At 50.1% G+C, this 13,944-nt stretch carries 8 protein-coding genes; 3 read left to right on the forward strand and 5 right to left on the reverse strand.

The genetic code is table 11. The annotated features are described in order from the left end of the window. Positions 1 to 228: 228 nt before the first annotated feature. Together DSZ37_RS07605 and DSZ37_RS07610 are read left to right on the forward strand one after the other, a co-directional pair. Positions 229 to 1,104, forward strand: coding sequence for an NERD domain-containing protein (locus DSZ37_RS07605; protein ID WP_109726318.1), 876 nt, complete (start codon positions 229 to 231; stop codon positions 1,102 to 1,104). Beyond that, positions 1,101 to 1,796: a GTP pyrophosphokinase gene (locus DSZ37_RS07610; RefSeq protein WP_109726319.1), complete on the forward strand. Its 696-nt coding sequence runs from the start codon at positions 1,101 to 1,103 to the stop codon at positions 1,794 to 1,796. Before DSZ37_RS07605 ends, DSZ37_RS07610 begins: the two co-directional genes overlap by 4 nt. 59 nt (positions 1,797 to 1,855) lie before the next feature. On the opposite strand, the gene DSZ37_RS07615 is transcribed toward DSZ37_RS07610, so the two are convergent. Continuing rightward, positions 1,856 to 2,290 (reverse strand): acyl-CoA thioesterase, encoded by a 435-nt coding sequence (locus DSZ37_RS07615; RefSeq protein ID WP_109726320.1) that lies wholly within the window; start codon positions 2,288 to 2,290, stop codon positions 1,856 to 1,858. A 209-nt stretch (positions 2,291 to 2,499) separates the two neighbouring features. Between DSZ37_RS07615 and cls the strand changes: the two genes are divergently transcribed. Next, positions 2,500 to 4,032 carry a cardiolipin synthase gene (gene cls / locus DSZ37_RS07620; protein ID WP_109726321.1) on the forward strand — a complete coding sequence of 511 codons (1,533 nt, stop codon included), beginning with the start codon at positions 2,500 to 2,502 and terminating at the stop codon, positions 4,030 to 4,032. On the opposite strand, the gene DSZ37_RS07625 is transcribed toward cls, so the two are convergent. The 4 genes from DSZ37_RS07625 to DSZ37_RS07640 all read right to left on the reverse strand — a co-directional run bounded on the left by DSZ37_RS07625 (position 4,029) and on the right by DSZ37_RS07640 (position 13,697). Then, positions 4,029 to 4,580, reverse strand: a complete 552-nt coding sequence (locus tag DSZ37_RS07625; RefSeq protein WP_109726322.1) for a GNAT family N-acetyltransferase — start codon at positions 4,578 to 4,580, stop codon at positions 4,029 to 4,031. The genes cls and DSZ37_RS07625 overlap by 4 nt on opposite strands. Before the next feature lie 7 nt (positions 4,581 to 4,587). After that, positions 4,588 to 6,507 (reverse strand): GGDEF domain-containing protein, encoded by a 1,920-nt coding sequence (locus tag DSZ37_RS07630; protein WP_109726323.1) that lies wholly within the window; start codon positions 6,505 to 6,507, stop codon positions 4,588 to 4,590. 194 nt (positions 6,508 to 6,701) lie between these two features. Then, complete coding sequence (locus tag DSZ37_RS07635; protein ID WP_181380271.1) at positions 6,702 to 9,242, reverse strand: LamG-like jellyroll fold domain-containing protein; 2,541 nt, start codon at positions 9,240 to 9,242, stop codon at positions 6,702 to 6,704. 162 nt (positions 9,243 to 9,404) lie between these two features. Continuing rightward, entirely contained in the window at positions 9,405 to 13,697 is a 4,293-nt protein-coding gene (locus DSZ37_RS07640; RefSeq protein ID WP_109726325.1) for a glycoside hydrolase family 2 TIM barrel-domain containing protein, read from the reverse strand. Positions 13,698 to 13,944 lie beyond the last annotated feature (247 nt).

A 13,944-nucleotide genomic window follows, 5' to 3' on the forward strand; every position in this document is an offset into this window, starting at 1 on the left:
ATATCTCCTTGTAAAATTTATTGTCGCGACTGTGGTTATTTTACCATATGTCCTCAATAATGTCAAGTTTTTTTGTTAAAATGAGCGGCAATAACCCCATATAAAGTTAATATATTACAGCCTTTCTCCCGTGTGTCAGGAAAGTGAAATTATCCCTGTTTTCATTGACCTTTGGGAATATAAATGATATAATTCTATTAGTTGATAATTAACTCCGGAGGTGATCCGATGCCCAAGGGACTGACCGATCTGCTTGCACAAGCGATCAGCGATATTTACTGGACAGATGAACGTATCGGAAAGTATGGCGAAAAGCTTACGGAACGCAAACTAAACCTGATAAATCTTTTTGGACGCAAGGGCAAAACGCTCAAAAACATATATATTCCAAAGGATAATGGCGAGACTTCAGAAATAGATCTTGTATATATAACTGCGAAAGGTATATTCGTACTCGAAAGCAAAAACTATTCGGGATGGATATTCGGTGATGCAGAATCTCATTACTGGACATCTTGCCTGCCCAATAAAACAAAAAACCGTTTTTACAATCCATTAAAGCAAAATCGCACCCACATAAAATGGCTGAGCAGCTATATGTCTCAATTCTCATCGATCGAGATACCCATGTATTCGGTCATCGTTTTTTCCGAAAGATGTGAACTGAAAAAAGTACCTGATAACAGTCCGGCTGCCATTATCTGTAAAAGAGACAGTTTATACTGGGAAATAAGAAGGCTATGGGACGCTCTTCCAGACATTTTTTCTCAAAAAGACATAGAGGCAACTTATAATATCCTTATGAGGCTGACAAATGTTTCAGATGCGCAAAAGCAGGCTCATATCGACAGCGTAAACAAACGAGCACACGGAAATACTCCGGCAGAAAAGCCGGCAGCTTCCATTTCACCTGTAAATAATACAGCTCAGCAAACAGCAGCCTCAAACTCCACTGCTCCGCCTGTATGTCCACGCTGCGGAAGCCCGCTTGTTCTCAGAACAGCAAAAAAGGGTGAAAATGCAGGAAATCAGTTTTACGGATGCAGCAGCTTCCCCAAATGCAGATATACAAATAACATAGAAAAGAGAAAGGATACACCATGAACATAAACAATGAAGTGATAAGAAATCTGCGCGATCTCGTGGACGCCGATATGACCGAGGCTGAGTTTCTCCAGTCTGTGGAGAGCAACATGATACCCATGCAGCAGTTCTTCACATATTACAAGTGCGCCATCATGGAGATAGAGACCAAGTTCCGCGTACTCAACGAGCAGTTCTCGCTGAACGGCGAGAGCAACCCCATCGAATTCATACAGTCAAGGATAAAGAGCTACGGCAGCATCTACCGCAAAATAATGACCAGACATATCCCTCGCAACATCGAAGCTATCGAGCGCGATATCTCAGATATCGCAGGCATAAGAGTGGTCTGTTCATTCGTGCAGGACATCTACCGTCTTGCCGATTGCTTTCTCAGGCAGGACGACATTACTCTCATCGAGAAAAAGGACTACATACAAAATCCCAAGCCCAACGGTTACAGAAGTCTCCATCTTATTGTGGCTGTGCCTATATTCCTTGAGAATGAAAAGCGCCTTGTGAAAGCTGAGGTGCAGCTCCGCACCATCGCCATGGACTTCTGGGCAAGCCTTGAACATAAGCTCCGCTACAAAAAGGACCTTCCCCCGTTCAAGCTGGACCTGCTCACCGACGACCTGAAAAAATGCGCCGACCAGAGCGCGGAATGGGACAGCCGTATGCAGGATATCAAGAATATCCTCGAAAGCGACTGAACCGCTGTATAACAAATATAATAGCGCTCCCGTGCTTCATATACCGTGCAGCTTTTGTTTTATTCCTCGGAGGTAGTTTTTGTTAATTCGTTGAAGATGTTGTATATGTGGGGGAATTTTGTCTTGGTCCTTATGGGCTTCATATCCATGTCGGTGAAGCAGTGAGCAGAGCTGCCCTCGGCGCAGAGTTCGCCTGTTTTCAGGCTGATGATCCTGTACGCAAGATGGAGAGTAGTTCCGTTGAACTTTGTGACCCTTATGCTGGACTGAAAGGGCTCGCCGAATACCAGAGGATGCTTGTAGCTGCATTCCACGGACAGAACAGGCATGAGTACTCCTTCTGCTTCAATGTTCTCGAATGGCATACCCATTTCAGCCAGATAGTGGACTCGCGTCTCCTCGAAAATGCGGATATAGTTTGAGTGATGGACGATGCCCATTTTGTCGGTCTCGTAGTAATTGACCTTTCTTTCGTATGGTCTGATCTCTGTCATAGTGTTTATCCTTTCTGTTATAAAAATACGGCATTTGCAGTTTTTACGCCGCATACCGTTGATTTCTACGCTATTATATGTTATAAGCGGGGAGCCCCCGCAGGCTGTTTCGCGGTATAAACATCAAAAACGGCAGTTTTTTCCGCGCATCTTGCTATTTTTGTACTCACATGGTATAATAATCTTATCATTATATTCGGAGGTGAGGTATGAAGCTCAAAAAAATTCTCAGCAGCATACTCAGCAGCAACGCCGCATTCGTTATCATGCTGCTTTTGCAGATAGGCTTCCTTATGCTGGCAGTTATGAGTCTGGGAGAGCGTTTCGTATTCGTCTATTTCGCTCTCATCGTACTTGACATAATACTTGCGATATACCTGACAAACAAAAACGAACCCGTTTCATACCGTGTTTCGTGGATAATCATTATCAGTATCTTTCCCTTACTGGGAGGAGTTTCCTATCTGTTCATCAAGCTCACCCAGCAGTTCCCAAAGTCCATAGATATGCGTAACCAGAAGCAGACAAGAACGCTTCTTGTGCAGGAGGACTCGGTAATGGAGGAGCTGAAGCTGCGCTGCCCCGATTCGGTCAATCTTGCCCGCTACGTTACTGATTTCGGGCTATATCCCGTGTACAGGAACACTCATGCGGAATACTATCCGCTGGGTGAGATACAGTTCGAGAACCTCATAGCCGAGCTTGAAACTGCAAAGAGCTTTATCTTCCTTGAGTTTTTCATAATCACCGAGGGCTATATGTTCGACACGATGAGCGAGCTCCTCATACGCAAGGCGAGAGAGGGCGTGGATGTAAGACTCATGTATGACGGCATAGGCACGGGAATGCTCAACTCCGTAAAGCCCTTCCGAAAGCTGGAGGAGGGCGGCGTGAAGTGCAAGGTGTTCAACCCCTTCCGTCCCATGATCTCCTCTGTTCAGAACAACCGCGACCACCGCAAGATAGTCATAATCGACGGTCATACGGCGTTCAACGGCGGTACCAATCTTGCAGATGAGTACATCAACCGCAAGGAGCGCTTCGGACACTGGAAGGACACTGCCATAATGATACGCGGACAGGCTGTGTGGAATTATACAGTCATGTTTCTTCAGCTCTGGGAAAAGGCTGAGGACGAGGAGTTTATGAAGTATCAGCCGCAGCATCCCGAGGTATTCTCGTTCCTCGGCAGCGATGGCTTTGTACAGCCCTTTTCCGATTCTCCCCTCGACGAGGAGCCTGTGGGAAAGAGAGTGTACATGGAGCTTATCAACAACGCCCGTGAGTATATCTTCATAACCACGCCCTATCTGATACTGGACGAGGAAATGATGAATGCTCTGGGCTTTGCAGCAAAAAAGGGGGTTGACGTCCGTATCATCACCCCTCACATCCCCGACAAGTGGTATGTCCACATGATAGCATGGAACAATTACGCCGCTCTCACGGCAACAGGAGTAAAGATATACGAATACACCCCGGGATTTATCCATGCCAAGACCTGTGTTGCGGACGGAAAGACCGCAGTGGTCGGCACTATCAATTTTGATTACCGAAGCTTTTACCTGCATTTTGAATGCGGCTCGGTGCTGTACGACTGCTCCGTGATAAAGAAGATAGTACGCGACTTTGAAAAGACTGTGGAAGTATCACATCTTGTCACAGCGGAGGACTGTGCATCAAGACCCGTATTTAAGAAAGCAGCAGGAGCGGTGCTGAATATGTTTGCACCGCTGCTCTAACGGTATTCCTCTCTGAGGATACTGTACACCCTGACATCGACAATGCCCTTGTTTGTGCGCTCAGAGCGCCGCAGGGTACCCTCGTATGTCATACCGCACTTTTCCATGACACGGCCCGAAGCAGGATTGCGCGGGTCGTGTTTTGCTTCTATACGGCAGGCTCCCACGGAGACAAAGAAGAAGCCGATGACTGCCCTGAGCGCTTCAGTGGTATATCCCTTGTTCTGAAAGGCTCTGCCGATGCAGTAGCCCACCTCGATGGTATCCGTATCGTCGTAAATGTTGGCAGCGGATATAGTCCCTACAGCCTCGCCGATATCCTTGGGCACTATTGCCCAGTGGTACCATTTGGGGTCTGAGTATTTTCCGTCCCAGAAACGGGCGAGACTCTGAGTCTCTGAAATGGCGGAGTGTTTTTTCCACCGCAGGAATTCCGTGACCCTCGGGTCACCTGTCCAGTTGCGGAAAGCCGCCTCCGAGTCGGCATATTCAAAGCGCCTCAGAACGAGGCGCTTTGTTTCGAGTTTAACTGTTCCTAAATGTTTCATTTCCGTATCAGTCGCGGCGCAGGTACCTTGAGGTCTTCTTGCGCTTTTTCTTTGCGTACATTATCTCGTCAGCCTGAGTTATGAGGTTGAACAGAGTTTTATCGCCCTCGACTTCGGTGACTATGGTGCCGATACTTGCGTCTATGCTGTACGGCTTTTTGATGATGCTGTTGATGTTTTCCATCTGTGCATAGAAAGCGGTCTCTATGGCGGAGGCGTCATCCTCCGAGGCATCACTGCCGAGAATGATGAACTCATCGCCGCCGAAACGGGCACATATCCTGCCGCTTCCGCTGCAGTCCTTGATGACGCCCGCAAGGCGCTGGAGAGCGAAGTCTCCCTCCTTGTGTCCGTAGTTGTCATTTATCATTTTAAGACCGTCCATATCGATAAAAGCGATAAGGAGCTTGCTTCCCTTTTCCTGACAATGTCTGAACATAACGTCGGCGGTCCTTATGAAGCCGTTTCGGTTATAGATATTGCACAGCGGGTCTATGACATAGAGCCTGTCAAGCTCGTCTATCATGCTGTTGAGGTGGAGCAGCTTTCTGATGTTCTCCACAGAGTTGCTTATGTTGAGGATAAGTGTGTGACAGAGCAGGCTCTTTGTGGGGAAGCTGCTGTTTGTGAAGATATAGTAGCCGAGACAGCGCTCGCGGAAATGCAGGGGCAGGAAGTAGCTGACATTGCCGCCGCCTGTCAGCGGCCGGGGGTGCATATCAGCGGTGCTGAAAAGCTTTACGGGAGAGTTTATGCCGCCCTCAATAACGATAGGGGCGGTCATTTTTTCGGTATAGCTGTTTACCTGTATTTTTTCGGGAACACTGTTGTGTGAGTTTCCCTTGATGACCTTATCCCAGTTGGTACACAGGCACACCGCAAACCTGTCGAACTGTATGTCATTAATGAACTGAGCGATAGTTCGCATATTTGAGGCGGAGGTCTCGTTTTCGGCAAGCTCCGTTGTCATGCGGTTGATTATGGATATATCTCTCTTGCAGCTGTTAAGAGACTTGTATATTGACACCATGTACTCCGCCATATCGTCAGTGCCGCTGCTGCTGCATCCGCAGCTTCCCGTAAAGACGGGAGATGACTCAAGGGTAGTTGTCTTGTCGTGCTCTTTGCCGCTGATGACATCAATGAGTATCTCACACGCTGTGAAGCCTGCCTCGTCAAGAGGACGGGACACAGTGGTCAGCGCAGGCAGATGGTGTCTGGCGTTGTATGTGTTGTCGAAGCCCGTGACTATTATGTCATCAGGCACCACATATCCGAAATTGCTAAGCTCCTCGATGGCAGCCAGAGCCATAGCGTCGTTTGCACAGATTATAGCTTCGGGACGGGACATTCCCGACCTTATGAATTTTTCAACAGCTTTTTTGCCGTCAGAAGGTCTGAACTCTCCGAAGAAGACCCTGTCCATATCGATGACGAGGGAGTTTTCCGACATGACCTCGAGGAAAGCCCTGTATCTGTCAGATGCCTCGGGGTTGGCAAGAGGACCCGAGATATAGTTGATGAGCTTTGCCCCGTGTACCTTGATAACGTGCTCGACGATATCCTTCATTGCCTGATAGTTGTCAATGCTGACGTTGTAAAACTCCGGATACTCGCCGCAGTCGAGGACAGTGACAGGAAGTCCCGAATCTCTTACTTTTGTGAGTATCTTTTCCTTTTCGACAGGGTCGCTTATGGTATTGGTCATAAGTATAACACCGTCGAACTTCTTATAGTTTACAAGCGAGTAGATATTATACTCTCCCTGATCGTATCTGCTGCTGGAGAGAACTCCTCCGAAAGCACAGAAGCAGGAAATATTGGCATGGTTCATCTTAGCGCATTTTGTGATCCCGTCAAGGAGACTGTTCTGATACTCCTCGTCTATCCCTGCCACTATAACAGCTATTTCTATTATTTTTCTCATGGTCTTATCCCCCCGATCATGCAAGAAAAAAATGCAACATTAATGATAATTCATTATAACACAAAATAGCTATTATTGCAACAGAGAAAAGAGATTTTTTTGTGTGATTTTTTGTTCCCGTATCATCGTTGCTGTCAAGCAATGCAAAAGCCTGCAAAGCAGCTTTACTGCCTTGCAGGCTTATCAGTGAGTATTCAGCTGAGCAGGTGCTTTCTGAGAGCTATCATGTCAAAAACATCGATGACTTCGTCGCCGCACAGGTCGCCGTTCATAGGAGCTGCCAGACTGTCTTTGCCGAGGAGAAAGCTCTGCATGGCAATGAGGTCGGCAACATTACACTGTCCGTCGTTGTTTACGTCGCCCTTAACAGGTGCAGGCACCTCGGGAGCGCTGCCCGTTATCTCGGCGTCCGTAAGAGCGCACTTGTAAATTTTCAGGTTGTCGATCTCACCCTTGAAGCAGGTGTCGTCACCGTAATAGGATTTTCCGATATAGCAGCTTGTGCCCGAGCCCATATCGGCTATCTGACCGTGAGTCTCGGTGGTCTCGCTGACGAACTTTCCGTCGATGTAGAGCTTTGAAGTTGCGCCGCTGAAAACCATGGTATAGTTGTGCCAGCCTGTGCCGTCAGTATCGCGCTCGATGACTGTCTCATCGCGCCATGAGTCGGTAGTTGCGGCAAATCTGAAAGTATCCTTTGCAACGCGGAAGAAGACATACTTCTCATCGTTTTTGCCGGCGGCAAAGGTGAAGAAATTGCCCTCTGAGTCGGACTTTATATCCATGCTCACCGTATAGTCGCGGCAGCCGTCCAGCAGTCCCGCAGGCAGCTCTGCATAGGAGCTGTCACTTCCGTCGAGACGGAGCCCCTTGCCGCTGGAGCCATTTCCGTCAACGGAAGCGCCGCTGCTGAGTTTAAGGTCACCCGTGCCGTTTTCAAAGTCGATATCGATAACAGGTGAAGGTGTCTCCGACTTGCTGACGGGAGTGCCGAATATCTTCATTTCGTAGACCTGAGGATTGTACCAGTTGTTGTCGGGATTGTTCTGGAGGGTAGCGTTCTTGACATTGAGCCTTACATACCTTGCCCGGCCCTTGAGCATATCGCTGTTGAAGCCGTAGGTCTTGGTGACTGATTCGCTGTTCTTGTTGGTGTGGTCAAGTATCTGTGTCCAGTTGACGCCGTCCAGACTGCCGTCCACGGTGTAAGTGTAGTAGCCCTCCGAGCCCTTGCAGATGTACCATGAGGTCTGGATATTGGCGAGGTCGCAGACCTGTTCGAGGTCTACCTGAACATAGAACGGCCACTTCTTGTAGTCGCCGATGGCATTGAATGAGCTTTGGTAGGAACCGTCCACAGCCTTAGCAGGTGAGTTGCCGCTTTTAGCCGCCAATGATGATGAAGCAGGCTTGTCCTGAGAGAGAAGCTCTCCCTGCTGAACGGGGAACAGGTCTCCCGTAGAGGTGTTGTATTTGAAGTAGGGGCAGTAGTCGTAGAATGCGAAGCCGTTGTCGAAGTACAGCGGACAGAGCGTAGTTCCGCTGGTATCGGAGGCTCTCAGCCAGCGGTAGGCGTGCATGAGGTAGTTCTTGTCCTGCATATTCACTATCCAGCCCGACTGTGAGGAGAATGTGGAGGTATTGCCTATACTGCGCAGGTCGCTCCACTTGCCGCCGATATCGGTGGTAACACTGTAAGCGCCGCTGCTGGGGTACCAGCCTGCCGCCTGTGAGGTGAACAGGAAGTAGTAGCCGTCCTTTTTGATAAGGTTGGGGAACTCGCGGTACTGGTCCTCAAAGAGAGTCTTTACCACTCGGGTAACGTCGCTGTAATCCTCGTTCATCTGGAAGATGTACATAGTGGCGTTGGCACCCTGCCCCTCCTTGTTGGCGGCTGCGATAAGGTAGCCTGTTCCGTCGTCGTCGAAGAATATAGCCATATCACGGACCTGAATATTCAGCGGATTGTAAACATGATGCACCGTGAATTGTCCGCCGGGAGTGCCAGTGATAACAAGGGCTTTTCCGTCGCTGTATCCGCTGGGCTTTTCCCAGTGCGCCCAGACCACCACTTTGTTCTTGGCGGGGATATAGTCGATGTGAACAGACTCTATCTTGCAGCTTGCCAGCGCCGAATTCTGTGAGCTGTCCGCCACGTTCTTCTCGTTTGAGAACCATTTTCCATCCTTTGATGTGGTCTCCGCAAGGTAGATATCGTCCTTGCCTGCGTGTTTTTTCAGTGAGTAGCTGTAGTAGGTGTCGCCCACCTTGTAGCCGCTGGTCTCATATACCAGATTGCTGCCCTTCTGGTTGTCGTAGGTGCTGAGTCCCGAAGGCAGGGCGCAGGGAGTGAGCTCCTTGACCTCTGAGCAGTTTTCGCTGTTCTTGCCGATGACTCTCAGCTGATAGTAGTAGGTCTGCCCCACAGACATATCGTTGTCGGTCCATGATGTTCCCGTACCCTCGTAAACGGGCACGAAGCCGCTGCTGCTGTCGATGGAGCGGTACAGCACATAGCTCTGTGCGGACAGTGTGGTTGCCCACTGGAGCTCTGCGTGGTCAGCCTTTCCGCTGTCAGCAACGGTAAAGAGGTTCCCCACCAGACCTATCTCCTCCGATATTGCTTCCGAGGGAGCCTGTCCTGCCCCGTGAACAGCTGACAGCTGCACGGGAGCTGCCGAGAGCATAAGAGCCAGAGCCGCAGCGGCGGACAGTAGCTTTTTCCTGATATCCATGATATTCCTCCTTTTTAAAGATAACATATTATGTTATTCCAATTATACTATATTTATGCTGAAATAGCAATAAAAATAGTATTTTTTCTGCGATAATAAGCCCCGAAGCGGACTTTTTGCAGCTTCGGGGCTTTGATAAAGTTTATAGTTTGTGCACAGCGCTTATCCCTCGGGAGCAAGGTCTGTAATGAGGTGGAGGAGATAACGCTGTATCTTCAGAGCGTCGTTTGAGGTGAGACCAACTGTGGACTTGTCAACATCACCGTTGGCGATGCCATGTTCGGTAAGGTGCAGCTCATAGGAGCCTTCTGTGCCGTACTTGTTCGGATTTGCAAGAGCCTGCATGATGAGCAGAGCGTCCGCCAGCTCCACAACTCCGTCGCAGTTGGTGTCGCCGTAGATGATATCCTCAACGTGAGGCTCCTCGGGCTCGGCGATGTTGTCGAAATCCAGCCAGAGCAGAACGTTCTCATTTTCGGGAGCATAAGCAGGAGAAGCTGTGTTCTGGGAGATGAGCTCATTTGTGCTGAGCGCCTTGCTGTACATTCTCAGCTCGTAGAAGTCAGCCACAGAGCTTCTGCCCGTTTCGGGACAAGCACCGAGGGTGATATTGTAGTCGGAGTGACCTACGCCTGCGGAGGTGCCTGTGCTCTTTTCGCCGATTATCTTTCCGTCAACATAAGCGCGTATCATGTTGTTCTCAGCATCATAGATACCTGCCACCTGATGCATTCTGCCCAGCCAGCCCGATGAGGCGTCTGTGCTCATGCTGCAATAGAGGTTTCTCCAGTCGCCGTCGGCGTATACGAAGAACTCTACACAGTTGAAGCCTGCGCGGAGACCGAATGTGTAATCGCCCTTGCCTGCGAACATATTGAACTGCTGAGTACCTGTGGGGACAACATTGACCTCGACTGTAAATGAGTGTTTTCCTTCAACTGCCGACTCGATATCTGAGTTGTGAGGTATCGTGAGTGAGCCTGTGATATAGTTTCCGTTTTCGGAGCTTTCCAGACTTGCGGTGCTGCCTACGGGGATAGTGAGCGCATTGCGGCTCTTGTCCTGAATGGATATGCCGTCTGAGCGAAGCTTTGCAGCCTTGTCGGATATCTCCTTTTCGGAAGCATTCTTTGCCACGGGCATTATGGTGTATTTCCAGTTATACTTTCTCGATGAAGGCAGGCGGTATTTATCAAGTGTAGCCTGACCGCAGGTAGCGCTTCCCGTACCCATTGAGCCGTAGTCCACGCTGAGGTATGTCTCGGAACGGGGGCGGAGCTTGTAGGTATGGTCGGCATTCTGCAGGTCCTCGGGAGTGAAGTGGAGAGCGCTTGCCTCCACGGAGCCCTCAGCAGCAATGAGGAGCTTATAGTCGCTTGTGCCCGTGTCTGCGGATATCCACCTTACATCGGTGAGGTTTCCGCAGTCGTCAGCCTTCATGTAGGGATAGAACATACCCGAGGCGGTATTGTTCCATATACCAAGTCTGCCGCCGCTCTTTCTGTCGTTGAAGGTCTCAACGGGACCGTTTCCGTACCAGCTTATGTTCTCGCTGCCTGTGGGGAGCTTCATGACAGAGCCCACACGGAGGAAATTGCCGAGACCTGACTTGGTGCCGTCCACATTGAGCTCAACGTCTGTGCTTCCGTCGCAGTGAATGGTATAGGTCATATCCACCTTGGTATTGCCTGCATTGGTGAGTGTGAGGTGGGAAACGACCACCTTTGCGCCGTTTTCGCCGTCCTTGACGTCGATACCGTCACAGCGCGCCTTGTCCATAGCATAGCGCCACTTTGTATCGAAGGCTTTGGCACGGGCGCTTCCGCCGTCGTTTTCCACGTTTCCGCGCCAGAAATTGGGAGCAGGACCCTCGTCGATGAGAGTATTGCCCTGATATGAGTAATGACTCATGAGACCTGTTGACTTGCTTATGAGCATATTGAAGCCGTGACCTGTGGGGACATAGGCATCGGGAGTCTCGATAACGTCTACGTTGTCGGTGCCGTAGTCATACTTGACTGTGCTTCCGCTTGCGGATACATCCACCTGTCCGTAGGATATCTCAGTACCCTCGGGGATAAGGTCGGTGCCCTGTCTTGTCTTTACGGAAAGCTCGAGAATTAGCTCGTCGCCGGAGAGGATGTTCTTGGGCATATTGAAAGGCACGGTGAGAGTGGACTTTGAATACGGAGCGCAGGAAGCATTCTCGAGAGTGCCGCCCTGTATCTGTATGCCGTTTTTCAGCAGCTTCCAGTCAACGTCGAATTCGCTGAGGTCGGCGAAACCGTTCTCGTTGTAGACCGATACCTCCTGACCGCCGCCCATTGAGGAGAACCAGAAGTTCTGATACTGGTATTTTACTTCGGAAAGCTCGGGCTGGGGATTTCTGTCGGGGCTCACCAGACCGTTCTCACAGAAGCTGTTATCGTTAGGCCAGTCGCCCCAGTCGCCGCCGTAAGCATAGTAATTGCCCTTGCTCTCCTCAGAGTAGAGGTTCTTGCGGGCATAGTCCTCCGAGTAGTAGTCCCAGCCGCCGTTCGGCAGAGGAGTAGCTCTTGACTGGTCCACCCAGTCCCAGATGAAGCCGCCCAGCATATTGTCTGCGCTTCTGATGGCGTCCCAGTACTCCTTGAGAGCGCCTACGGAGTTGCCCATGGCGTGGTCGTATTCGCACATGACATATGGCATCCTTCCGTGACCTGCGTTGTTTCTTATGCCGTCGGACGAGGGGTACATATTACTGCTCATATCAACGCCCATTCCGCTGCCCTGACCTTCGCTGTGAACGGGTCGTGAGCCATCCTGCTTCTTGAAGTACCAGATCATATCGCGGAACATACCGCCTGCGTCATTGGGGTTGCCCGTGTAAGCCATCTCGTTGCCTATTGACCATGCAACGATCGAGGGATTATTCTTGAGTCTCTTGTAGGCTGTCTCTGTTCTGTCCATAGCCAGCTCATAGAACAGAGCCTTGCCGTCGTTGTTGTTCATGAGGGCGTGGGACTCCATATTGGTCTCGCCCATTACATACATACCGTATTTGTTGCAGAGCCAGTACAAGTAGGAATCGTTGCTGTAATGTGAAGTTCTGATAGCATTGACGTTGTTGAGCTTCATCTGCCTTATGTCCTCGCGGAGAGTTTCCTGAGGCACGGCTTTGCCGTTGAAGGGATCGGTATCGTGGCGGTTGACGCCCTTGAATATGAGCCGCTGTCCGTTTATGGTAACAGGCTTCCAGCTCTTGGTGGTCACCTTGTAGGACCAGTCCACCTCTGCGGGCGTGAAGTCGATAGTTCTGAAGCCCAGCTGAGTGGAGATTATCTCCTGCTCATTGCCATGATTGTCGTAAAGAGTCAGCACCAGCGCATAGAGGTCGGGGTGCTCGGCGGACCATAGCCTGATATTCTCGGCATAGGTCTCTATCCTTGCGGTTCCGTCGCTCCACGCCTTCAGAGAGAAACCTGCATCGGAGCCGCCGCCGAGGACGTTTACGCCGTTCTCGTCAAAGGCTTCCGCTTTGACTTTCCAGTCGGACCTGTCATTGCCGCATGCATTGCGAAGATCGAGGTCGATGGTGAGAGAGGAGCTGTTATTTTCTGTGTTTACATTTGTATGCACAGTGTAATCCCTTATCTGTGTTTCTGGAGCGCTTACGAGGAAGACATCGCGGAAGATACCGCCGTCATAGATCATATCCTGATCCTCGAACCATGTTCCGTCGCAGAACTTGTGGACCTCTACCACAAGGTCGTTCTCGCCCTCCTGAAGATATGAGGTTATATCGAAGCGGTGAGGGCTGAATGTGTCCTCGCTGTATCCCACAGCCTTGCCGTTGAGGTAAACATAGTAAGCGGACTCAACTCCGTCAAATTCGATATATATGCGTCTGCCGCTTTCCAGCATGGAGCTGTCGGGGGTGAATATCTTCTTGTAGATACCTACGGGGTTGTAGTTGGTGGGAGCCTGCGGCACGGGCACATTGCTGTCGTATTTAGCCTGCCACGGCTCGTTGATGTTGGAGTAGATAGGAAAGTCAAAGCCCTGACAGGTCCAGCTTTTCGGCAGCTGAACGGTCTTCCATATACTCTCATTGGGATCGTCGATGTACTTGTTGTTCAGAGCATAGTCAATGTGGCGCTCTGCGTCCTTGGCGTTCTGGACAACAGTGAGCCGCCAGTCCTGATCTTCGCCTGTGAGCATCTGGAGATATTCTGAGTTCTCACGGGCGTTGTAGTCCCATACGGCACCCACAGCAGAGTCCCTGTCATGGAATGGCACGGGATTGCAGGAAGCTGCCTCGCGGTTCACGGCGAAGACGTCCTCTGCACCGTTCCTGCCCGTCCATTCACTTCCACTGAACTTGACGTCAGCGGCTTCCGTCCTGACAGGCGGCAAAGCGGACAGTGACATTGCAGCCGCTGCAAAGGCAACAGCTGCGGAGATGAGTCGTTTCATAAGTATTTCCTCCTTTTTAATAATTCCCCTTTAACAGATTGTGCTTAATATATATCTTTTTCGGCACATATCCTCTTATTATGTATAATATAGCATAAAAACCGGCAGATTGCAACATATTTTATAAAGATATGGTGTAATTTTTCCATATTTTATAGGATAAGCGCATTATCTTACCGAAAATGATCAGCCCCGACAGGGCGCTCACGGTATAACTGCCGTTTTTCGCATTCTATGCGGAGCGCCC

Source organism: Ruminococcus flavefaciens, assembly GCF_900116855.1.
Classification (GTDB): Bacteria; Bacillota; Clostridia; order Oscillospirales; family Ruminococcaceae; genus Ruminococcus; species Ruminococcus flavefaciens_R.